The organism is Labrys monachus, from assembly GCF_030814655.1.
Classification (GTDB): Bacteria; Pseudomonadota; Alphaproteobacteria; order Rhizobiales; family Labraceae; genus Labrys; species Labrys monacha.
The window spans coordinates 1,384,925-1,407,628 of record NZ_JAUSVK010000001.1 but is presented as its reverse complement, the minus strand read 5'-3'; the positions used below and the strand labels follow the sequence as shown (position 1 = coordinate 1,407,628).

Annotated in this window: 20 protein-coding genes; 12 read left to right on the top strand and 8 right to left on the bottom strand. The window is 67.6% G+C overall.

Translation table 11 applies throughout. The annotated features are described in order from the left end of the window. Window positions 1-84: 84 nt before the first annotated feature. Window positions 85-276, bottom strand: a complete 192-nt coding sequence (locus tag J3R73_RS06170; RefSeq protein WP_307423792.1) for a CsbD family protein — start codon at window positions 274-276, stop codon at window positions 85-87. 160 nt (window positions 277-436) lie between these two features. Continuing rightward, window positions 437-784, bottom strand: coding sequence for a hypothetical protein (locus tag J3R73_RS06165; RefSeq protein ID WP_307423788.1), 348 nt, complete (start codon window positions 782-784; stop codon window positions 437-439). A gap of 591 nt (window positions 785-1,375) precedes the next feature. On the opposite strand from J3R73_RS06165, the gene J3R73_RS06160 reads away from it, so the two are divergent. The 8 genes from J3R73_RS06160 to J3R73_RS06125 all read left to right on the top strand — a co-directional run bounded on the left by J3R73_RS06160 (window position 1,376) and on the right by J3R73_RS06125 (window position 11,574). Beyond that, window positions 1,376-2,044, top strand: coding sequence for a sugar transferase (locus tag J3R73_RS06160; protein WP_307423785.1), 669 nt, complete (start codon window positions 1,376-1,378; stop codon window positions 2,042-2,044). A gap of 197 nt (window positions 2,045-2,241) precedes the next feature. Further along, complete coding sequence (locus J3R73_RS06155) at window positions 2,242-3,408, top strand: glycosyltransferase (RefSeq protein ID WP_307423782.1); 1,167 nt, start codon at window positions 2,242-2,244, stop codon at window positions 3,406-3,408. After that, window positions 3,401-4,735 carry a polysaccharide pyruvyl transferase family protein gene (locus J3R73_RS06150; RefSeq protein ID WP_307423778.1) on the top strand — a complete coding sequence of 445 codons (1,335 nt, stop codon included), beginning with the start codon at window positions 3,401-3,403 and terminating at the stop codon, window positions 4,733-4,735. The genes J3R73_RS06155 and J3R73_RS06150 overlap by 8 nt, the downstream gene beginning before the upstream one ends. Next, window positions 4,732-6,171 carry a hypothetical protein gene (locus J3R73_RS06145; RefSeq protein WP_307423775.1) on the top strand — a complete coding sequence of 480 codons (1,440 nt, stop codon included), beginning with the start codon at window positions 4,732-4,734 and terminating at the stop codon, window positions 6,169-6,171. The genes J3R73_RS06150 and J3R73_RS06145 overlap by 4 nt, the downstream gene beginning before the upstream one ends. A 120-nt stretch (window positions 6,172-6,291) precedes the next feature. Next, on the top strand, window positions 6,292-8,073 hold the full coding sequence (locus J3R73_RS06140) for a polysaccharide biosynthesis tyrosine autokinase (protein WP_307423771.1): 1,782 nt from the start codon (window positions 6,292-6,294) through the stop codon (window positions 8,071-8,073). After that, on the top strand, window positions 8,073-9,113 hold the full coding sequence (locus J3R73_RS06135) for a glycosyltransferase (protein ID WP_307423767.1): 1,041 nt from the start codon (window positions 8,073-8,075) through the stop codon (window positions 9,111-9,113). The genes J3R73_RS06140 and J3R73_RS06135 overlap by 1 nt, the downstream gene beginning before the upstream one ends. A 14-nt stretch (window positions 9,114-9,127) precedes the next feature. Then, window positions 9,128-10,450, top strand: a complete 1,323-nt coding sequence (locus tag J3R73_RS06130; RefSeq protein ID WP_307423764.1) for a glycosyltransferase family 4 protein — start codon at window positions 9,128-9,130, stop codon at window positions 10,448-10,450. After that, the gene (locus tag J3R73_RS06125; RefSeq protein WP_307423761.1) at window positions 10,447-11,574 is read left to right on the top strand and encodes a glycosyltransferase; all 1,128 of its coding nucleotides are present in this window, start codon (window positions 10,447-10,449) and stop codon (window positions 11,572-11,574) included. The genes J3R73_RS06130 and J3R73_RS06125 overlap by 4 nt, the downstream gene beginning before the upstream one ends. 74 nt (window positions 11,575-11,648) lie before the next feature. On the opposite strand, the gene J3R73_RS06120 is transcribed toward J3R73_RS06125, so the two are convergent. Continuing rightward, the gene (locus J3R73_RS06120; RefSeq protein WP_307423758.1) at window positions 11,649-12,446 is read right to left on the bottom strand and encodes a glycoside hydrolase family 16 protein; all 798 of its coding nucleotides are present in this window, start codon (window positions 12,444-12,446) and stop codon (window positions 11,649-11,651) included. 245 nt (window positions 12,447-12,691) lie between these two features. On the opposite strand from J3R73_RS06120, the gene J3R73_RS06115 reads away from it, so the two are divergent. The 4 genes from J3R73_RS06115 to dinB all read left to right on the top strand — a co-directional run bounded on the left by J3R73_RS06115 (window position 12,692) and on the right by dinB (window position 18,159). Then, window positions 12,692-14,257, top strand: coding sequence for a lipopolysaccharide biosynthesis protein (locus J3R73_RS06115; RefSeq protein WP_307423755.1), 1,566 nt, complete (start codon window positions 12,692-12,694; stop codon window positions 14,255-14,257). Beyond that, window positions 14,257-15,573, top strand: a complete 1,317-nt coding sequence (locus J3R73_RS06110) for a polysaccharide biosynthesis/export family protein (protein ID WP_307423753.1) — start codon at window positions 14,257-14,259, stop codon at window positions 15,571-15,573. The genes J3R73_RS06115 and J3R73_RS06110 overlap by 1 nt, the downstream gene beginning before the upstream one ends. Before the next feature lie 175 nt (window positions 15,574-15,748). Next, window positions 15,749-16,999: a flavin monoamine oxidase family protein gene (locus J3R73_RS06105; RefSeq protein WP_307423751.1), complete on the top strand. Its 1,251-nt coding sequence runs from the start codon at window positions 15,749-15,751 to the stop codon at window positions 16,997-16,999. A gap of 74 nt (window positions 17,000-17,073) precedes the next feature. Beyond that, window positions 17,074-18,159: a DNA polymerase IV gene (dinB, locus tag J3R73_RS06100; protein ID WP_307423748.1), complete on the top strand. Its 1,086-nt coding sequence runs from the start codon at window positions 17,074-17,076 to the stop codon at window positions 18,157-18,159. A 92-nt stretch (window positions 18,160-18,251) separates the two neighbouring features. On the opposite strand, the gene J3R73_RS06095 is transcribed toward dinB, so the two are convergent. The 5 genes from J3R73_RS06095 to J3R73_RS06075 form a co-directional block, all read right to left on the bottom strand. Further along, window positions 18,252-18,938, bottom strand: coding sequence for an RraA family protein (locus J3R73_RS06095; protein WP_307423745.1), 687 nt, complete (start codon window positions 18,936-18,938; stop codon window positions 18,252-18,254). Window positions 18,939-18,948: 10 nt separating this feature from the next. Then, window positions 18,949-20,151, bottom strand: a complete 1,203-nt coding sequence (locus J3R73_RS06090; protein ID WP_307423743.1) for an alpha-hydroxy acid oxidase — start codon at window positions 20,149-20,151, stop codon at window positions 18,949-18,951. 105 nt (window positions 20,152-20,256) lie between these two features. Beyond that, the gene (locus tag J3R73_RS06085; protein ID WP_307423740.1) at window positions 20,257-20,547 is read right to left on the bottom strand and encodes a hypothetical protein; all 291 of its coding nucleotides are present in this window, start codon (window positions 20,545-20,547) and stop codon (window positions 20,257-20,259) included. A gap of 489 nt (window positions 20,548-21,036) precedes the next feature. Beyond that, window positions 21,037-21,678 carry a bifunctional 4-hydroxy-2-oxoglutarate aldolase/2-dehydro-3-deoxy-phosphogluconate aldolase gene (gene eda / locus J3R73_RS06080; protein ID WP_307423738.1) on the bottom strand — a complete coding sequence of 214 codons (642 nt, stop codon included), beginning with the start codon at window positions 21,676-21,678 and terminating at the stop codon, window positions 21,037-21,039. Further along, complete coding sequence (locus J3R73_RS06075; RefSeq protein ID WP_307423736.1) at window positions 21,675-22,610, bottom strand: PfkB family carbohydrate kinase; 936 nt, start codon at window positions 22,608-22,610, stop codon at window positions 21,675-21,677. The genes eda and J3R73_RS06075 overlap by 4 nt, the downstream gene beginning before the upstream one ends. Window positions 22,611-22,704: the final 94 nt, after the last annotated feature.

Below are 22,704 nucleotides of genomic sequence, written 5' to 3'. Positions count from 1 at the left end.
AAGAGCGGCCCGAAAGCCGCTCCTGAAGACAAGTGAAAAGAGCGGCCCGAAAGCCGCTCCTGCACCTGTGATGAACCTTCGGCATCACGCCTTGTCGACGACCTTCTTGACCGCGTCCTTGGCCTTCCCCACCACTTCCTGAGCGCGGCCCTTCTGCTTCTGCATCGCGCCCTCGGCCTCCAGGCCGGTGTCGTCGGTCGCCCGGCCGGCGCCCTCTTTGATGGAACCCACGGCCTGGTTGGCGACGCCTTTGATCTTGTCCGTCGTACTGCTCATGATCGGTCTCCTGATGCAGGTTGCGAAGAGTCTCGTGCATCTGCATCGAAAACGTCCATGCGGTGCAGCGGTTCCGCGCGGCGGCAAAATCCGTCGGCCGGAACAACGGCCAAGAGGGTGCCCATGGGGCCGGAGGTTCGGACGTTCCTCGGGGGGACGTTCATTCGCCGCGCTGGACGGGGCCCTGCTCGATACGCCTCGCGACGGGGCCGGACTCCTCCGACGGCTTTGCCAGTCGAGCAATCGTGTGGCGCTTCCTAAAAACAGCCACATTGTCGCGGGTCTGTATCAATTTGGCCGTCGCGAGCAGCCCGACGATATACCCTGACTGCATAGCTATGGTGATGAGCATGAAGCTAATTGCATAGCTAAGCACCCAGGGGGACGGCAGACCGACGATTACCCAGTATAGAACGATCACCAAAAATGTGGTGATAACGAAACCAGGCCACCGCAAAAGCGGTGCGCAAAGAAAGCCGGCGGTGAGGAACGCGGCCCAGATCAGCATAGTTTCCGACTTCCATTGCCTGACTTTCCGTAGCACGCGCGGACTGTAGTATCAACGCCGCTGAGGGACAAAGTCGTTTACCACGGCGGAATTTAACAGGGAAGCCTTCTCACCCGGATAGAATCGATCGAACCATGATCAATGCCCCCGGCGGGGCATTCGACACGCAACGGGACGCCGCCAAGACGTTATTGTGCGGTGCAGCAAAATTCCAATCAACTATAATGCAGTGCAATATACGGAAACATCGGGCATGCATTTACACGACGGGCATAAAATGGAAGTTAAACTGGGAGCCTTCGGAATATTATCTCACAAATATCTACCCTGATACCGCCTTTTTTACGAATTAATGACAATTTATCTCTTCGATAAGGAAGCCTTATTTCTCAATACTGTTGACATATTGGGGGCAATAGCTCGGATTGATCGTTTGGTTCAATTCGCAATGCCACAGATTGCCACATTGTCACCGCATTCCTGATGTCCCATAAGGATCAATACTTGCTGGTAAAAACGGTATAGCGTAGCTTCGAGCCGGTCGTAGGTTATTCGGCAGCAGGGTGTTGCTGCAGAAGAGGATCATTCTCAATGGCGACGAACATTTCCAAGGCTGTGCGGCCGTTCGAGACGGACGTGCGTGCTCCCGTGGGGGGCGTTTCAAAGCGGTGCTTCGATATCCTGTTTGCGCTCTTCGTGCTTGCTCTCTCGGCTCCGGTGATTCTGGTGTTGGCGGCGCTCGTGAAGCTTTCCGACGGCGGCCCGGTCTGCTTCCGCCACAAGCGCATCGGATACAGCGGAGAAGCCTTCTCCTGCCTGAAGTTCCGTACGATGGCGGTGGACGCCGACAGAATATTGAGGGAGCACCTCGAAAAGAACCCCGAGGCGATGCGCGAGTGGATCGAGACTCGCAAGCTGAAGAAGGATCCGCGGATCACACCGCTGGGACGGGTCCTGCGGATGTCCAGTCTCGACGAACTGCCGCAGCTCCTCAACATTCTGCGCGGCGAAATGAGCATCGTCGGCCCGCGGCCGGTGGTTTCCGACGAGATGGGGCATTACGGTGCCGATGCCGCCGCCTATCTCCGCGCCCGTCCGGGCCTTACCGGGGCGTGGCAGGTCAGCGGCCGCAGCGACGTCTCCTATCCCTTCCGTGTGGCGCTCGACCGCAACTATGTCGAACAATGGTCGATGCTCAACGATCTCGTGATCATCGCGAAGACGATCCCTGCGGTCTTCCTGGCCAAGGGCAGCTATTGATCGGGTGCCGCTGATCACGGGCGGCGGTTGATCCCGCCGGCTTCGGTGACGTCCGGCGCGGAAAATCGAGCGGCGACGTCACGCTCTCAGGGGAATTGTCCCCGAACATCATCTCAGATCTCCGGCGTCCGCCCGTGCCAGCTATCGCATATGCATGCGAGGCCTGCATCGGACACGCCGGTACCAGGGAGAACTGCGTGCGGGTCGCTATCATCCACTACTGGCTCGTCGGCATGCGCGGGGGCGAAAAGGTCCTCGAGGCGCTGTGCGATATGTTTCCGAACGCCGACATCTACACCCACGTCGTCGTTCCCTCCGCGATCTCGGACCGTCTCAAGGCGCACAGCATCAAGACCTCGTTCATCGCGCGCCTGCCGAGGGCGGCGAAGATGTACAAATCCTACCTGCCGCTGATGCCGCTTGCGCTCGAACATCTCGACCTGCGGGGGTACGACCTCGTCATTTCCAGCGAGTCCGGCCCGGCGAAGGGCATCATCCCGCCGCCGTCCAGCGTCCATGTCTGCTACTGCCACTCGCCGATGCGGTACATCTGGAACATGTATCACGACTACCGCGAGGGAGCCGGCCCGGTCGCGAGGCTGGCCATGCCGCTCCTCAGCCATTATCTGCGCTCATGGGACGAGAGCTCGGCATCGCGCGTCGATCATTTCGTCGCCAACTCGCATACGGTCGCCAACCGCGTGCGCAAATATTACCGGCGCCAGGCCCGCGTGATCCACCCTCCGGTGGCGGTCGACGACTTCTCGCCGGTGCCGGATTCGGAGATCGGCGACTATCACCTCATGGTCGGCGAACTCGTGTCTTACAAGCGGCCCGACCTGGCGGTGGAAGCCTTCAACCGCTCCGGCCGCAAGCTCGTGGTGATCGGCGGCGGCGAGATGCTCAAGCAGATCTCCCGCATGGCCGGCCCGACGGTGCAGGTCCTGGGTCCGCAACCCTTCGACGTGCTTCGCCACCATTACGCCCATTGCCGCGCGCTGGTGTTCCCGGGGGAAGAGGATTTCGGCATCATCCCGGTGGAAGCGATGGCGAGCGGACGGCCGGTCGTCGCCTTCGGACGGGGCGGCGCCACCGAAACGGTGCTCGACGGCACGACGGGGCTTCTCTTTGAGGAGCAGACGGTCGACTCGCTGATGGAAGCGGTCGAACGCCTCGATACCATGCCGCTCGACCGGACGGCGATCCTGCGCCATGCGCAGCGCTTCAATCCCGCCCGCTTCCGGCGCGAGATGGAGATCCTCATCAATCAGGCCCTGGCGGAGAATGCCGCGCCGGTGCCGGCGGCTGCCGGCGAGATCGGGCTCGTCCCCGCCCCCGCGCGAGTGGGAGGGCTGCATGGCTGACGGGCTTCACGAGGTCGCCGGCGGCACGCCGCCGGTCGAGCGCCCGCCGATGCGGGTGGCGGTCTTCAACGTCAAATACAGCCCCAATCTCGGCGACGGCGTCATCGCGCTGTGCCTTGAATGGGCGCTCGCCGCCCGGCTCGGCAATGCCGAGGTGCGCTCGCTCGATCTCGCCGGCCGGCAGGACTATGTCGCGCCCTCCGGAGCGGGCCTGCGCCGGCTCAAGCTCGCGCTGCTGCAGCGCCTGCCGGGGCCGCTGCGGGACAAGGTCGTCGAGTTCGCGCTCGGCCGCCTGCTGCAGCGCCGGCTCAAGCCCGCCTGGCGCCGGGCATTGGCCGGCACCGATGCCGCCGTGTTCGGCGGCGGCCAGCTCATCCAGGACGGCGATCTCAATTTCCCGCTGAAGCTCGCAGCCGCGGCCGACGAATGCCATCGGCGCCACATGCCGACGGCGGTGTTCGGCGTCGGCGTCGCCAAAAGCCGCTCCGAACGGGGCCGCCGCCTGTTGGCGCCTCTGCTCAACGCGCCGTCGCTCGCCCACCTCGCCGTGCGGGACGCCCAGTCGATCTCCAACCTGTGCGCCTACTGCGAGCGACCGGCCGAGCTTTGCCGCGATCCCGGCCTGCTCGCGGCGAGGCTGTGGCCGTCGCCGCCGAGGCCCGGCCGCGAGCGGGCCCTCATCGGCGTCGGCATCACCCATCCGGTCGTGCTGAACCATCATCACTCGCACGGCGCCGACCGTACCGGCACGGCCGACGGCATCGAGCAGTATGGCCGCATCGTCGACATGCTGGTCTCCAGCGGCTTCGACGTCCTGTGCTTCTCGAACGGAGCGGGGGAGGACGAAGCCTTCATCGCCGCCGCTCGCCAGCGGCTGCTGCGCGCCGGCGGGGCGAAGGCCCATGTCGCCGTCGCGCCCCGCCCGCCGACGCCGCGCGCCCTGGCGGAACTGATCGCCGGCTGCGACGGCGTCGTGTCGCACCGCCTGCATGCGGGCATCGTCGCCTATTCCTACGGCGTGCCGTCCATCGGCCTGCGCTGGGACAGCAAGCTGGATGCCTTCTTCGAGGCGGTCGGGCGCGTTCCCTACATCGTCGATTTCGATGCCGCCGCGGTCGGCGGCATCGGCGCGCTGATGGTTCGCGGCGTGGCGGAAGGGGTGAACGCCGATATCCGCCGGCGCACGCTCGACGACGCTGAAGCGGGGATCGACCGGTTGGCCGACGCCCTGGCGCGGGCCATCGAGCAGCGGCGGACCGATCCCTCCGCCTCGGGGGCCGAGCCCCTGGCCTTCGTATCATCCATCGTGGCGGCAGGTTCCGCATGAGCATCGAACCGATCGGCATTGTGACCTTCCTGGCCGGCTTTCTCGTGCTCTGGTTCGGTCCGCTGCTCGGCATTTTTTTTCTCACGAGCTTCTCCCTGCTCGGCGCCGCGGCGGCGATCCAGCTGCCGGCTCTCGGCGGCACCAGCATCCAGCCGGTGCATCTGATGCTCGCCTTCTTCGCGCTGTCCGTCATGCTTCAGCCCAAGGGCCTGTCGCTGGCGATGCAGAGCCTCACCTGGCCCGGTCCGGGCTATTGGCTGCTCATGCTCGTGGCCTATGGCGTCCTGACGGCGGTGCTGCTGCCGCGGCTCTTCTCCGGCGCGACCGTGGTGTTCTCGCCCTCGCGCTCGGCCGAAGGCGGCCATATCATCACCACCGCCCTCAAGCCGGGCGCCGCCAACATCACGCAGACCTTCTACTTCGCCAGCGATCTCCTCTGCTTTGCCGCCATCCCCCCACTGGTCATCAGGGGCGGCACCCGTATCGTCGTCCGCGCGATAATGGTCGCCGCCGGCCTCGACCTGTTCTTCGCCGTCGCCGATCTCGTCACCTATGTCACCCATGCGCCGGACGTGCTCGCCTTCATCCGCAACGCGAATTACCGCCTGCTGGACGACGGCGAGATCGGCGGATTCAAGCGCATCGTCGGGTCCTTCTCCGAGGCGAGCGCCTATGGCTATGCCACGGTCGGCCTCTATGCCTTCTGCCTGCAGCTCTGGCTGAGAGGGGTCGGCGGCGCGTGGACGCTCACGCTCTCGATCGCGCTGCTGATGACGCTCGTCCTGTCGACGTCGACGACGGTCTACGCGACGCTCGCCGCCTATTCGCTCATCGTTTCCGTGCAATGCGTGACCAAGCTGTCCCGCGGCGACGCCACCAGCCGCATGCTCGTCTATCTCATCGCCGAGGTGACGGCGGCGCTGGCCCTCCTCGCCCTGGCCGCGCTGCGGCCCTCGGTGCTGGCGATCTTCAACGACCTGTTCAGCGCGGCCGTCACCAACAAGCTGACGACCCAGTCCGGCATCGAGCGGTCGAGCTGGAACACCCAGGCCTGGCGCAACACGCTCGACACCCTCGGCATGGGCACCGGCCTCGGCAGCGTGCGGGCCTCGACGCTGGTGCTCGCCATCCTCGCCAATCTCGGCGTCGTCGGCCTGTTCGGCTTCGGCGCCCTGTTCGGCAGCCTGGCCGTGGCGCGACGGACGGGACCGGCCCTGACCGACGAAGACCATATCGGCCGGGCTGCGATCTCCACCTGCACGGCGCTGGTCATCGCCGCTCTCATCGGCTCGCCTGGCGTCGACCTCGGCCTGCCCTTCTACACTTTCGCCGGACTGGCCGGCGGCCTTGCGCTCCAGGCGCGCGGCCGGCGGGCCGCCGTTCCACAGCTTCGGGCGGTGGAGCGCACCCCCGCCATGCATGGGAGCGCAGCATGAGCAGAACCGCCCTTCATGCCGGACCTTTCGTTCCGGCCCCCTACCCCGCAGCCCTTGAAAACGTCCCGGCCGACGTCGCCTCTCTGAGGTCCGGCCCGGCGAGGACAGGAAGAGAACGCGATGTATAATCCCGTTTCCCCGAACGGCGTCGTCGGCTTCGTCCAGGATACGGCGCGTCAGCCCGAGCGGGCGGTGAGCCTGCGCGAGGTCGGGCGTTTCCTGCGCGGCTCGCTCACCGCCATCCTCGGCGGAGCGGTGGTCTGCGCCGTGCTGGCGCTCGCCTATGTTCTTCTGGCGACGCCGACCTATCTGGCCACCGCAAGCCTGATCATCGATCCCAACAAGGCGCACACGATCCTCGACAACTCGACCCAGCAGACCGATCCTCTCGATTTCGCGCAGGTCGACAGCCAGGCCCAGGTGGTGCAGTCCGACGCGGTCGCCACCATCGTCATCAACAAGCTGCATCTGCTCGACGACCCCGAATTCAAGCCGTCGGGCGGGGGCATCCTCTCTTATCTCACCTCCTGGCTGAAGGCGGCACCTCCGCCGCTCACGCCGGAGCAGCGGGCCCAGGCGGCGATGCGCTATGCGCTCGACGTCTTCGGGGGCCGTCTCGACGCCCATCGCATCGGCCAGTCCTACCTGATCCAGGCGACGTTCCGGTCCAACGATGCGGACAAGGCGGCCCTGATCGCCAACGCCGTTGCGGACGCCTATATCGAGCAGGATCTGAACGCCAAATCGGACGCCCTGGAAAAGGGCAGCCAATGGCTCGACCAGCGCCTCGCCGCCCTGCGCGGGCAGGCGAACGATGCCGTGCGCGCCTATGAGCACTACAAGGCGATGGGCGACGCGCAGACGTCGAGCGGGGACGCCAGCGCCAAGCTCGCCGAACTGCAGGGCGCCTCGGAGACCTACCGCCAGATCTACGAGACCTTCCTGCAGAAATTCACCGAGGCGGTGCAGAAAGTGTCCTTCCCGGTCGCCGACGCGCGTGTCATCTCCGCAGCGTCCAAGCCGAGCGCCCCGACGCCCAAGCCGACGCTCGTCATCCTCTTCGCCGCGGTGTTCGGCGCCTTCATCGGCACCGGCGTGAGCTTCGCCCGCCGCAGCATGGACCGCGGCCTGCGCTCGCCGCGCCAGCTCGAACAGGAAACCGGCCTCGACTGCCTCGGCACGGTGGGCCGGCTCGGGCGCCCCGCCCAGAAGGCCCGCAAGAAGACCGGGCCGGACGGCGCCGAGGGCGCGACGCCCGAATCCCCCGCCGACAACGAGCGCGCGCTCACCGTCGACCTGCGCCAGATCAAGGCTTCGATCAATGCCGGCCTCATCGGCCGCAAATCGCGCTGCATCGGCATCGTCTCCGTCGACAAGGGCGAAGGAGCGACGACGATCGCAAGCTACCTTTCAGTGCTCTACGCCGTTTCCGGCAACCGCACGCTGCTGGTCGACGGCAGCCTCGAAAATCCGACCGTGAGCCGGAACTTCGCGCCGGACGCCGAGGCGGGGCTGATGCAGGTGCTCGACGACCGCGCCCGCCTGGCCGACCTCGTGCTTCCCCAGACCCGCAGCGGCCTCTTCGTGTTGCCGATCGGCAAGGCCGAATCGGCGGCGACGCCCGGCGACCGCATCGGATCGGAGAAGTCGGCCCTGCGCATCGACGACATCCGCCAGAACTTCGACACCATCATCTTCGACCTGCCGGCCCTGGCGACCTCGCCGGACGCACGGGCCATCGCGCCGTTCCTCGACGGCATCGTCCTCGTCGCAACCTATGGCCGGACCTCCGCCGGCGCGCTTTCCCATGCCGCGATGTCGCTGCGCGCCATCCGGGCCAACCCCCTGGGCGTCGTCGTCAACAAGATGAGCGCCCGTGACCGCAAGATCTGGACCGAATGATGAGCAGCAATCCTGGCGCGTCGCACGATCTCACGCCGGAAGCGGGCCTGAGCCCCGGCATGTCCGCTTCCCTCATGACGGCCGACGAACCGGCGGCCCGCCTCTCCGCGGCCGGACAGGCCGTCGCTGCCGACGGGCAGCCAGGCCCGGCGCCGGCCCGGCCGGCGAGGCTGGCCGTCGCGCTCGCCACCATCGGCCGGCCGGACGTGGTGGTGCGGACGGTCGGCGAGATCAAGGCGCAGACGCGCCGGCCCGACGAGATCCTCGTCTGCGCGCCGACCGAGCGCGACGTCGGCAATATCGCCGACCTCCATCCGGACGTGCGGCTCCTGATCGGGCGCCTCGGCCTCACCACCCAGCGCAATTACCTGATGGAAAACCTCGAGGCGGCCGACATCGTCGTCTTTCTCGACGATGATTTCATCCCGGACGCGCATTATCTCGAATTCGTCGAAACCCTGTTTGCCCGCTATCCCGACGTGGTGATGACGACGGGCCGGGTGCTCGCCGACGGCATCCTCGGGCCGGGGCTCGACTTCGCCAGCGCCCGCACCGCCATCGACGCCGCTGCCGGCGATCCCCACGACATCGAGGATGTCCGAGACGTCTATAACGGCTATGGCTGCAACATGGCGATCCGGCTCGATCCGGTGCGCCGCCACAACATCCGCTTCGACGAGAAGCTGCCGCTCTATGGCTGGCTCGAGGACGTGGACTTCAGCCGGCAGCTCGCCCGCTACGGACGCATCATCAAGGCGGCGGCGACGCGCGGCGTGCATCTCGGCGTCAAGGGCGGCCGGCAGACCGGCACCCGCCTCGGCTATTCGCAGATCGCCAATCCCTTCTATCTGATGCGCAAGGGGACCTGCTCGCCCGCCAAAGCCCTGACCATCGCGGCCCGCAACGTCCTCGCCAATCTCGTCCGCAGTATCAGGCCCGAGCCGCATGTCGACCGTCGCGGCCGCATATCGGGCAACAGCCGCGCCCTCCTCGACCTCCTGACCGGACGGCTCAGCCCGGGCCGCGTCCTTTCCCTCTGAACGGGATTCGCAGAATGATCGAAACGATGCAGCGCATCGAAACCGGGACCCGGGCGCCCGCCGTGCCCGGGCGGGTCGTCGTCATCAATGACGCCTCCTTCGCCCGGGGCGGCGCCACCGGCATCGCCCTGAGCTCGGCCGAGCTTCTGCAGGCGCGCGGCGTCGACGTGACCTTCATCAGCGGCGACAGCGGCGAGCAGGCCGCCGCCCTCGGCCATCGCTTCGAGATCGTGCCCCTCGGCGGCACCCATATCCTCGGCGGACCGCGGGTGAAGGCGGCGCTGGACGGTCTCTACAACGGCGCCGCCGAGCGCTTCCTGGCCGCCTGGATCGCCCGCAACGACACGCCCGACACCGTCTACCACCTGCATGGCTGGTCGAAGGTGCTGTCCCCCTCGATCTTCCGTGCGCTGAAGCCGGTGGCGCCGCGCCTCGTCGTCAACGCCCACGATTTCTTCCTCGTCTGTCCGAATGGCGGCTTCTTCAACTTCCGCACCGAGAAGCCCTGCGACCTCGCGCCCATGAGTCTCGCCTGCCTCGGCACCAATTGCGACCGGCGCCATTACGCACACAAGCTGTGGCGCTCGGCCCGGCAGGGGGTTCGCCGCCTCCTGTCGGATCTGGGGCGGAGCGACAGCACGATTCTCGCGGTGCACGAGGGCATGCTGCCCCATCTCGCCCGCGGCGGCCTCGCCGGAGCGCGCCTCAGAGCCCTGCGCAATCCCGCCGCGCCCTGGCGCAGCCAGCGCATCGAGGCCGAGCGCAACCGCACCTTCGTCTTCGTCGGCCGGCTCGAATCGGACAAGGGCCCCGATCTCCTGGCGGCGGCCGCGCGCAAGGCGGGCGTGCCCCTGAAGATCATCGGCGGCGGTCCGCTGGATGCCATGCTGGCAAGCGACTATCCCGAGGCCGAGCGCGTGGGCTGGAAGACGCGGGCGGAGATCGTCGAGGAGATCGCGGACGTTCGGGCGCTGGTCATGCCGAGCCGCTATCGCGAGCCTTTCGGCCTGGTGGCCATGGAGGCGCTGACGAGCGGCCTGCCCATCGTGGTGCCGAGCTATGCGATGCTCGCACAGGACGTCACCGAAGGCGGCTTCGGCCTCGCCTGCGACCCCCACGACGTCGACGCCCTGGCCGGCGCCCTCGGGCGGCTGGCGGCGGACGATGCCCTGCTCGCGCAGATGAGCCTGCGGGCCCATCGCGAGGCCCACCGCCTCGCGCCGACCCAGGCGGAATGGACGGACGCCCTGCTCGGCCTCTACGCCGACCTGCTCGCCGGCGAGAACCGCCGCCCCGAACCGACGGACCGTTCCATCAGATGGGGAAGCGCGGCATGAGCGACACCATGATCCTGAACGACGCCACTGCTCCGGTCGCGGCGCAGGCGGCGGCCGGCACCAAGCTCCTATTCGTGACCGGCACGCTGCATATTCCGCAGGCCTATGGCGGCGTCGAGGTCAACACCCACGAATTGGCGCAGGAAGTCATCGCCAGGGGCTATCCGGCCTCGGTGCTGTGCAAGCTGTCGCTGCGCGACAGCTTCGGCGCATTCCGTGCCGTCGCCAACCGCCTGCGCGGCGCGCAATTGTGGACCGACGGGAAGCTAGGCTATCCCGTGCATCGCTCCCTCCGCCCGTGGACGGATCTCAAGGGCCTGCCCCTGCCGCAGGTCGCCATCGTCCAGAACGGCAACATGGTCAGGCTCGGCAAGGCCTTCCGGGAGCGCGGCATCCCTTCGATCGCCTATCTGCACGGCCTGGAATTCGTCGAGGGCAAGGTGCGCTGGCAAGGCGAGGCCGCCGACCTGCCCTTCCAGGCCTATATCGCCAATTCGGAGTTCACCGCGAGGCTGCTCGAGGCCCGCTTCGGCATCAAGGCGCACATCATTCCGCCGGTCTTCCGGCCGGAGCGCTACAGGACGGCGGCCGTCGGCCGTTCGGTCACCTTCATCAATCCGGTGCCGGTCAAGGGCGTCGAACTCGCGCTGTCGCTGGCCGAATTGTGCCCGGAGATCCCGTTCCGCTTCGTCAAGGGCTGGCCGCTCTCTCCGCGCGAGCTGATGGCGCTCAAGCGGCGCGTCGCGCAGCTTCCGAACGTCACGCTGATGGAACGCGCCTCGGACATGCGGCCGGTCTACAGCGATACGCGCGTCCTGCTGGTGCCGAGCCAGTGGCAGGCCGAGACATGGGGCCGCGTCGCCTCCGAAGCACAATATAGCGGCATTCCGGTCCTCGCCAGCAATCGCGGCGGCCTGCCCGAGGCCGTCGGCCCCGGCGGCACCATCCTGCCCCATGACGCCCCGGCCGCCATCTGGGCCGAGGCGTTGCGCCAGCTGTGGCAGGAGGGCGATTGCCACGCGGAGAAGTCCGCCGCCGCCCTCGCCTATTCCAGGCGTGCCGCCATCGATCTCGACAGCCAGGTCGACGCCTTCCTGTCCGTGGTCGGGAGCGTCCTGTCGTGATCGCCCTGCGCCGGTGGCATCCGGCCGCGGTCAGCGGCCGAATGCCGTCAGGCCTGCGATCGGCATGCCCGCGATCATTTGGCCGCGTAGGCCCTCACATAGTCGACATACATCACCGAGGGGTCCGGCATGCCGGCCGTGGGCCAGCCCGCACCGCAGCTCAGATCGACGAGAATATAGAAGGGCTGGCGGAATTCCGGCGGGGTCGGCTTCTCCCACACCTGCTTGCGATCGAAGTAGAAGCGGATGGTCGTCGCGTCGACGCTGACGCCATAGGTGTGGAAGTCCTGATAGAGCGAGCCTTCCGGCACCGGCACCCGCTGGTGATCGGACACGCTCTGCTTCGGATTCTTCCGATCCCAGACATGCACCGACGCCGTGTATTTGTCCGGCATCGAACCGTAATGCTCCATCACGTCGATCTCGGAGGTATGGCTCGAGCGGTCGAGGCCGATCAGCCAGAAGCCCGGCCACACGCCCGGGCCTCCCGGAAGCTTGGCCCTCATCTCGAAATAGCCGTATTGCTGGGAGAAGCCCTGGCCCTTGGCGTCGACGGAGGCGAGCAGGCCGGAAAGCCATTTCGGACCGTCACCCTTGCGCATCTCGATGCTGAGGATGCCGTCCTTGACGGCGAAGGGGAAGCCCGGACGGGGATCGACGAACTTCGCGTCGCCGAAGGCGCCGTTCCAGGGAATATGGGCGATCCAGCGTGTTCCCGGTCCCCAGGGAGAAACGCTGAGGCTGTCGAACGGCTCGTCGAATGTCACCTTGTACTGCGAAAGATCAAGACTGTCGCCTTCGGCGGCCCGGACCGGCCCTGCCAGAATAAAGGCCATGCCAGTCATGAATATCAAGCCGGGCAGTCTGCGCATTTGGATGTCCTTCGGTTGAGCGGCGTGTCGCCGCCGATTTCGACACCCATGAATAGTTTCAAGAGAAGTTGACGATATTATGTTCCAACATCAAGAAAATTCGTCAATTCCTCCTTGAGTCGTTAATATTCTATACAATATTGACACAATATACGCTCACGATAACTTTATCTGCCTTGGAAACTTTACGTTTTAGATTCGTTCTATTCTCGAAATGAGAGACGCAACAGGAGCGCCGTCGTAACTTGACAGCCACAACCGAATTTGTTCCCGAGAAAGCCAAGCCGGGCCGGCTTGCACGCAACTCGGCGCTCGGCGCCGTTGCGGGAATGTCCACGAGCCTGTCCAGCTTCCTGTGCGGCATCATCGTGGCGCGGGCGCTCGGCGTCGCGGGAACGGGCACGGTCGCCTACATCATCTGGATCGTCGTGACGCTCGCGCCGGTCGTCGATATCGGCATGCAGGCATCGATCGGACGCTACACCCCCGAATTTCGCGGCCGGGGCGAGCATGCCCTCGCCGAGACCCTGTCGGGCTACCTCTACCGGGTGCTTCTCTGCTCGGTGGGCGTGGCGGTCGCGATCGTCGCCCTCGTCGCGAGCTTCCCGGCGCTGACGCAATGGGTCGGCATCCAGGACGGCGGCGTGACCCCGCTCGGCGGCGAAAGGACACTCCTGGCGCTGATGGCCGTCTATATCGCCATGCAGGTGCTGGGCACCTACAGCTACGCCTATCTGCGCGGGTCGCAGGCCTTCGGTACCGTGGCCCGCTTCGCCACGCTGTCGCTCGGCGTGCAGCTCGCCAGCGTCGCGGTCGGCAGCCTGGTCGCCGGCGTGACGGGTGCCCTGGTGGGCTATATCGCAGGCCAGCTCATGCCTGGGCTCGCCTCCCTGCGCTTCATCGGCCGCAGGGGTGAAATCGATCCCGACCTACGCCAGCGCATTCGCCGCTATGCCACCTTCGCCTGGGCGGCGAACGTCGCCAATGCGTTCGTCTGGTCGCGCATCGAGATCTTCTTCCTCGCCCGCAGCTGGGGCCCGCACGCGGTCGGCATCTTCACCGTCGCCATGGCCCTGTCGAGCTTCGCCACGCAGGGGCCAATCATGCTGACCACGGGCGTGCTGGCGCATTTTTCCGAACAGCACGGACGAGGCGAGCTCGACGCCATGAAGGAGGCCTGCGCCACCGGAACCCGCCTCCTCGCCCTGCTGATCTTCCCGTCCTGCCTCGGCATGGTGGCGATCATGCCCGTCCTGCTGCCGCTGCTCTACGGGCATGCCTTCACCGAGGCGGTGCCCGCCGGTATCATCCTGGTCAGCGCGGCGGCGATCACCGCCTCCACGGTGATCTCGACCAACCTGCTCTACGCCATGGAACGCAGCGATTTCATCTTCGCGACCTCGCTCTTCGGCGGCGTGCTCGCCGTGCTCGCTGGCTTCTTCCTCGTGCCTGTCTTCGGCATCCTCGGCGCCGCGGCCGGGCGCGCCTTCATCCAGCTCACCATGGTCGCGATCGGATGCTGGTTCGTGGTACGCCGTCTGAAATGCCCGCTGCCTTTCGCGGCACTCGGGCGCCTCTTCGCCGCTTCGGCGCTCTCCTCCCTGTGCGCCGGCATATGCGTGGCCGCCATCGGCGGACCGCTTTCCCTTTTCGTCGCCATACCCGTGGCCGCGGCCGTCTATGTCGTGGGCCTCAAATATCTGCGGCCGCTCCCGCCCGACGATCTCGTGATCCTGCGCGGGGTGGCGGGAATGCTGCCGTCCGCGATGCGGCGCCCCGCTCGCGCCGTCATTGCCTATGTGGAGGCCTGATGCAAAATCCATCGATCCTGAAACGTCTCGCCGCCGTCGCCTTGCTGGCCGCGTCCTGTCTCGGCGCCGCCCTTCCCGCCTGGGCCGAGGATTATCGCCTCGGCGCGCAGGACAAGGTCCGCATCAAGGTGGTGGACTGGCAGGCCGGCGAGAAGCAGCTCTATGAATGGATCGAGCTGACGGGCGACTACTCGGTCGGCGCCGACGGCGCGATCTCCCTGCCGCTGATCGGCAACGTCCCCGCCCGCGGCAAGACCCCTGGCGAATTGGCGACCGCCATCTCGGATCTCGTCAAGACGCGGGCCAATCTGCTGATCCAGCCGAGCACGTCGGTGGAGGTCGTCCAGTTCCGCCCGATCTATGTGCTCGGCGACGTCGATAAGCCCGGCGAGTACAGCTACCGCCCGGACCTCAGCGTCCTGCAGGCGGTCAGCATCGCCGGCGGTTTCTTTCGTCCGCCCGACGTCGCCAACATGCGCCTCGGCCGCGACACCATCAACGCGCAGGGCGATCTCGACAACGCCAATCTCGATCTGCGCCGCATGCTCGCCCGCAAGGCGCGCCTCGAAGCGGAACAGGCCGGCGCGACGACGATCGCCGTGCCGGACGCGCTCAAGGGCAGCCCGGACGGCCCGGCGCTGATCGCCGCCGAGCAGACGATCATGGCGGCCCGCCGTGACCAGCTCAAGGCCCAGCTCACCGCCATCGCCGGCCTGAAGGACCTCTACACCAAGGAAATCGCCTCGCTGGATGAAAAGAAGACCGCCGAAGACCAGCAGCTCGACAACGCCATGCGCGAGCTGAAGAGCATCAGCGGCCTGGTCAATCAGGGCCTGGCCCTCAGCTCGCGCCAGTTCGCGCTCCAGAGCAGCGTGTCCGACGCCCAGGCCGCCGTCGTCGACAATGCGACGCAGCGCATCCGCGCGCAGCAGGAAATGTCCAAGGCCGAGCGGGAAGGCATCGATCTCCAGCAGTCCCGCAAGACCGAAATCGAAGGCAGCCTGCGCGACACCGCGGCCGCCATCGAGCAGGATGCCGCCAAGATCGCGACCGCGCGCGGCCTGATCCAGGAGGCGATCGCCACCGGCCGCAGCGACGCCACCCAGCAGATCTCGGCGCCTCCCACCTATACCATCGTGCGCGCCGCCGACGGCCACACATCCCGCCTGCAGGCCGACGAAGGCACCGCCGTGCAGCCGGGCGACGTCGTGCGCGTCACCATCCCGATGCCCTTGCCGGGCGCTTCGTCGGGCGCGGCGATCCCGCAGGCCGGACAGCCGGCGGACACGCAGGGCGCCCCATCGCAGACCCAGTGATCGCCGGCGTGTCGGCCGAACGCGGACGCCGGAGGGACGAAGCCCCCGGCTGTCCGGCGACGAGGGCCAGGGTGACGGCGGATGCGGCGAAGCCGGGCTCGCCGGGCCATGCGAGTTCCTCTATCGTGCCTCGAAAGCATGGATCGCCCCGCCGGGCGATGTCGGGAATTCACGCATGACCAGCCCGTCTCTACCGACGATCGTGATCGGCGCCGGCGCCGCGGGGCTCGCCGCGGCGCGGGCGCTGATCGATGCGGGCGTCGATACGCTCGTGCTGGAGGCGCGCGCCCGGATCGGCGGGCGTGCCTGGACGGTCCGGCATGCCGGCATGCCGCTCGATCTCGGCTGCGGCTGGCTGCATTCCGCCGACAGGAACCCGTTCCGTGCGATTGCGGAACAGCAGGGCTTCACACTCGACCCGACCGCGCCGACCTGGGACCGCCAATATGGCAATCTGGGTTTCAGCCAAAGCGATCAGGCGGCGTTCCACCGGGCGTCCGAAGCCTTCTACGCCCGCATCGAGGCCGCGGCCGCAGGGAATGCCGACGCGCCGGCCTCCGACTATCTGGAGCCGGGCAACCGCTGGAACGGGCTGCTCGACGCCGTCAGCACCTATATCAACGGCGTGGAGTTCGACCGGCTGTCCGTCGTCGACTACGCCCGCTATGCCGATACCGGCGTCAATTGGCGCGTGCGCGAAGGCTATGGCGCGCTGATCGCCGCCTATGGGCGCGACGTGCCCACCCGCCTCGACTGCCATGTCCGGCTGGTGGACCATGGCGGCCGAGATGTCCGGCTCGAAACCTCCCAGGGCGTCGTCGTCGCGCAAACCGTGATCGTCACCGTGCCGCCGACCCTGCTGGCGACCGAGAGCATCCGCTTCTCGCCGGCCCTGCCGCGCAAGCTCGGTGCCGCCCACAACATCGCGCTCGGCGTCGCCGACAAGCTCCTGCTGGCGGTCGAGGATCCCGCATCCCTGCCGCGCGACGCCCATCTCTTCGGACGCACCGATCGGGTCGGCACCGGCGGATACAGCCTGCAGCCGCTCGGGCGGCCCGTCATCGAAGGCTATTTCGGCGGCGAGCTCGCCAAGGCCCTGGAGCAGGGCGGCCTTCCCGCCTTCACCGCCTTCGCGCTGGAAGAGCTCGAGGGGCTCTTCGGCGCCGATGTCCTGAAGGGGCTCAGCCCGATCGCGGCGACGGCCTGGCATGGCGATCCCCACAGTCTCGGCAGCTATTCGCAGGCGCTCCCCGGCCATGCCGACGAGCGCGCCTTGCTGGCCGAGCCGATTCCCGAGCGCCTCTATTTCGCGGGCGAGGCCTGCTCGCGCCATGATTTCTCGACGGCCCACGGCGCCTACCGCACGGGCGTGGCCGCCGCCGAGGCGCTGCTGGCGGATCGAAGCAGGAGCGCCGCATCGGCGTGACGGCACCCCGCCTGCGGGAAAGTGCAAGGCGAGGCCTGTTTCCGATCCGTTCTTCTGCTATGTTTGCTTCCGTCATGGGCACGGCAGCCATCCGCAAGATCATCCACGTCGACATGGACGCGTTCTACGCGTCGGTGGAGCAGCGCGACGACCCGGGGCTGCGCGGCAGGCCGCTCGCGGTCGGCCATGCCGGCAAGCGCGGCGTCGTCGCGGCTGCGAGCTACGAGGCGCGGACCTTCGGCGTGCGCTCGGCCATGCCGATGAGCACCGCGCTGCGCCGATGCCCGGAGCTGACCGTCGTGCCGCCGCGCTTCGAGGTCTATCGCACGGTGTCGCGGCAGATCCGCGCCATCTTCGCCGACTACACGCCGCTGATCGAGCCGCTCTCGCTGGACGAGGCCTATCTCGACGTCACCGCCAACCTGCGCGGCATCCCGACGGCGTCCGCCACCGCGGCGGAAATCCGCGCCCGCATCCTGGAGGAGACCGGGCTCACGGCTTCCGCCGGCATCTCCTACAACAAGTTCCTCGCCAAGCTCGCCTCCGACCACCGCAAGCCCAACGGCCAGTTCGTGGTGACGCCGGCGATGGGCGAGGCCTTCGTCGCCGACCTGCCGATCGCCCGCTTCCATGGCGTCGGCCCGGTGACGGCGGCCAAGATGAACCGGCTCGGCATCTTCACCGGCGCCGACCTCAGGCACCAGTCCGCGGACTTCCTCCAGCGCCATTTCGGCAAGTCCGGCCCCTGGTACCACGCCATCGCGCATGGCGAGGACGACCGCGCCGTCATTCCCGACCGGCCGCGCAAATCGTCGGGATCCGAGACGACCTTCGCCGAGGATCTCACCGATACCGGCGCGATCGAGGCCGGCGTGCAGGCGATGGCCGACGAGGTCTGGGCCTGGTGCGAGAAGGCGGGCGCCTTCGGCCGCACCGTGACGGTGAAGATCAAATATGCCGATTTCAGACAGGCGACGCGCAGCCGCACCCTGTCCGCACCGGTCCGCGAACAGGCCCGGCTGCGCCAGGTCGGCATCGAGCTGGTGCGCAGCGTATTCCCGCCGGTGCAGGGCATCCGCCTGCTCGGCGTGAGCCTGTCCAATTTCGCCGACGACGCGCCGGACCCCACCCCGCAGCTCGACCTGCAATTGCCGGCCTGAGGCGTGCGCGACGTACGGATCGGCGCGAACGCAGGGACGCGCCGACAGGGGGATCCGGAGCGGAACGCCGCCGGACGGGCCGGCGAGGCCGGTCAGTCGACGTCGAGAAATTTCCCGGAATCGATGAGAGCCTGGACGAAGTCCGGGATCTTCAGGCCGGCCTTCACCTTCGCCTCGAAAGCGGCCTCGGCGGCGCGAACGACCTCGATGCGGGCGATGGTCGCCTCGATCCGCTCGGCCGGCACCACCACCACCCCGTCCTCGTCGCCGAGGACGATGTCGCCGGCCCTCACCGTCACGCCGCCGACGACGGTCGGAAAGCCGACGGTGCCCGGGCCGTTGCGGACCGGCGAATTCGGCGTCACGCCCGCGGCGTAGCAGGGCAGGCCGACGGCCTGGAGGCCACGCTGGTCGCGCACGCATCCATCGGTGACGAATGCGGCTATGCCGACATTCTTCATCATGCCCAGCATGAGGTCGCCGATCACCGCAGCCTTGTCGAAGCCTTCGGCGGCGGCGAGGACGACATCGCCGGGCTGGGCCACCGACAGCGTGCCGAAGGCTGCCAGATTGTCGTCCGGTCCGCAGAAGCACGGCAGGGCCACGCCGCAGAAGGGCGCGGAACCGCCGATCGGCTTGACGTGCCTGTCGAGCGCGCCGCGCCCGCCCAGGGCATCGACCACGAAGCCCGTCTGCAGGCCGGCGAAGGCCTGCACCTGCGCGGCGGTCGGCCGGTTGAAACGGCGGCGGATCTGGAGGAGCGGGGGATCTTCGATCATGGCTGACTCGCTATTTGATGAACGTTCGAGGTGGAAACGAGCGGGCGGAAGGGCCGGCCGGCGGATTGAGGAGGTCGGGGCCGATCTCGTCGACGGAGCGCAGGCCGGCCAGGCCCATGACGCGATCCATCTCGCGCCGGTAGATGTCGAGCACATGGGCCATGCCCCGCTCGCCGGCGACGGCGAGGCCCCAGAGTTGCGGGCGGCCGATCAGGCAGGCGGTGGCGCCGAGCGCGATCGCCTTGACGATGTCCGCCCCGCGGCGCACGCCGCCGTCGAGGAACACGGGAATGCGCCCGTCGACGGCCTGCGCCACCGCCGGCAGCATGTCGAGGGAGCCGGGCGCGCCGTCGAGCTGGCGCCCGCCGTGATTGGAGACGATGATGCCGTCGACGCCGCGCTCGACCGCTTCCCGCGCCTCGTCAGGATGAAGGATGCCCTTGAGAATCAGCGGCCCCCTCCAGAGGGCGCGAAGTGCGTCCACATCCGTCCACGACATCGCCGGATCGAGCAGGGAGGCCATGCGGCCCGCCAGGGTCTTCATGTCGGAGGTTTCGCCGGGGCGGACGTAATTGCCGAAGGTGATGCGCGGCAGTTCCGTCCGCATGCGCCAGAACCAGCCGGTCTTCAGCGACATCTCAGCGAGGGCGACCGGTCCGAAACGCGGCGGAATGCCGAAGCCGTTGCGGATGTCGCGTTCGCGCTTGCCCAGATGCTGGTTGTCGATGGTCAGGACCAGCGCGTCATAATTGGCCTGCTGGGCCCGCTGCGTCAGCTCCCGCGTGAATTCCTTGTCGCGATAGATGAAGACCTGCATCCATCGCGGCGATGCCCCCACGCCGGCGACATCCTCCAATGTGCACACCGACCCGTGGCTCAGGCAGAATCCCGTTCCGGCGGCGGCGGCGGCGCGCGCGACGCATTCCTCGCCGCGCGGCCAGAACAGGCCGGCAAGGCCGGTCGGCCCGACGAGGAGCGGCATGCTGATGCGCCGGCCGAACAGGGAGATGGAAAGGTCGCGCTCCCCTGCCCCGTTCAACGGCTTGGGGACGATGGCGAAATCGTCGAACGCCGCCTCGTTCCGGCGAAGCGTCCACTCGTCCTCGGCGCCGCCATCGGCAAAGTCGAAGGCGAAGCGCGGCAGGACGCCGCGCGCCAGGAGGCGCATGGCGTCGATGCTGTAGCCTCGTCGGTTCAAATCCAGTGCAGGCATGGGCGGTCTCGACGATCGGGACGACGGTGGGGAATGACGGGGGCCAGGCGGGCGGCCATCATGGACCTTCCGGCACGATCGGCCGGCGCCGCGTGACGGAGGCGGTCATGCGCTCTTCGTCCCCCCGGCCGGCTCCGCCCGCCGGGCTCCGCGCGCGGGCACCACCTTGAGATGCGTGGTGGGAATAGACGCATCCATGATCACGTTCAGGGCCGCGCTCTCGATCTCATGCAGGCCATCGCGACCGAACGCCTCCGAATCGGGATCGGTGTCGAAATCGACTTCGACGACGAGCGTGCGGATCATTTCGCTGTTCTCGAGCGTCCACTCGAACCATGTCCCGCAGACCCCTTCGATTCGCTCCAGGTCCCGCCGCAGCCGGGCGATGCTGTCCACGATCGCTTTCCTTCCCATTCCTCGAGTCTCGTCGGCCCTGATCCCTCCACCGGTGCGAAGCCGCAGCGCCTGCGGCAACCTTCGGCGACGGGCATCTCCGGGATGGCGAACCATCCGCGGGACGGCCGCGGCTCTTTGCCGGCATCATCGGCGATCTGCGCAAGCAGGAACAGCAAAATCGCCGGCGATTTTCACCCAAGCCACGGGACGCACAAATTTTCGGCACCATCCATCAAAATGGGCGATGCCGATGCCTCCTTTCTTCCCTCATTGCCCATATGCACGGCACGCAGAGCCGGTATGTGCAATGCAGCATTGCTCAGGCGTCTGATTCCTTTAAATTCACCTCTGTCGACGGCGCGGTCCCATCCTCCTCCCGATGGTGAGTCTGCCCTTCGACGTTCCCCTCTGGATGATGACTTTTGGACTTTGATCCAAGCAACGGCCGGGCTTGTCCCGGCCGTCTTTTTTTGTGCCGCGCGTTCCCGCTCAGCGGCGCCCTGCCTTGAACGCCGCGACCTGGGCCTGGAGCTCGGGATCGCTCGCCGGCTTTCGGGACGGCAGCATCCACGTGCCGCCGACCGCGACCACGTTCGGCACGGCCGCATAGTCCGCCAGCATCGAGGCGTCGATATTGCCGGTCGGCACGAAGCCGACGCCAAGGAAGATGTTGGCGTAGTCCGCCAGCACCATGGGGGCGTTCGAGGCCTTCGAGGGGTAATATTTCAGCAGCGTGTAGCCGTATTCCACCGCCGTCATGACCTCCGACGCCGTCTGGACGCCGGGGATGTGGGGAAGGCGGCCGTCGGCGACGATCGCGTGCAGTCTCGGTGTCAGCCCGGGACTGACAAGGAAATCGGCGCCGGCCGCGACGGCGGCCTCGACATTCGCCGCGTTGAGCATGGTGCCCGCACCGAACAGGATCGACGGATGGCGTGCTTTCGCCCTCGCGAGCACGGCCGCGGCTTCCGCCGTCCGGAACAGGATCTCGACGGCGGACATGCCCTCCGCCGCCATGCGGTCGATCTCGTCCAGGGCCGCATCGGGCGATGAGACCGGCAGGATCGGCAGGATGGCGGCCTCGGCGAGCCGCCGGCGCAGATGGTCGGTGGAGAGGTCATCGGTAGTCATGCAAGGTCTCCCATCGTGGACAGCGCCGCCTCGACCTCTTCCCGGCCGGGCGTGCCGAGGCGGCCGCCGAAGCTCCGGCATTTGAACGCGGCGGCCGCATTCGCGAACACGATCGCCCGGCGGATCGAGCTTCCCTCCGCCAGGGCGAGCGTGAAGGCGCCGTGGAACACGTCGCCCGCCGCCAGCGTGTCGACCGCGACCACCGGCGGCGGACGCAGCTGCTCGATCGAACCCGTCTCGCGGTCGAGCCACCAGCAGCCGTCCGGCCCCGCGGTGACGGCGAGGAATCCGTCGAAGCGGCGCGCGAGCACCGGCAGGGCAGCCGCAGGCGCGACCTCGCCGCTGAGCAGGGCGGCCGCAGGCTCGGAGAAGACGGCATGGCTCGCCAGCGCAGCGAGCGAAGCGAGCACGGCCGGCGGGCCGACATCGGCATCGAGCACGGCCGGGATGCCGGCCTCCCGCGCCGTCTTCAGGACGAGCGCCGCGCCTTCGGGCCAGCGCACGTCGACGAGGACCGCATCGGCACCGGCCACGAGCCCGAGCGGCAGCCAGGACGGGTCCCGGCCCAGCGCCGGATCGTAAAAGGGCACCACCAGCCGCTCGCCGGTCGCATCGACGAGCACCGTGCAGATCGGCGAGCGCACGCCGGGCACGCGGCGGACATGGGCGCAATCGATGCCGGCCTCGGTGAGATCGGCGATGATCCTGGCGCCGACGCCGTCCTCGCCGACGCGCGAGAACAGCGTGCTCCGTCCGCCCAGCCGGGCGATGGCGGCCGCCGCGCTCGCCGCCATGCCGTGGGCGACCTCGATGGCGTCGAGGGGCAGGACCTTGCCTGGGCCGGTCGGCAGCTTCTCCATCCGGAAGATCGAATCGAAGGATGCGGCGCCCGAGCAGACGATGTGCGGGCGCTTGTCGGGAAGATCGTTCATGTCGTCCTGTATATGCTTCCTGGGATCGCGGACGTCTTTTCCGCCTCTTCCCGAACATTGAGCCGGCCCCCTACCAAAATTCGCAGAGGAAAAC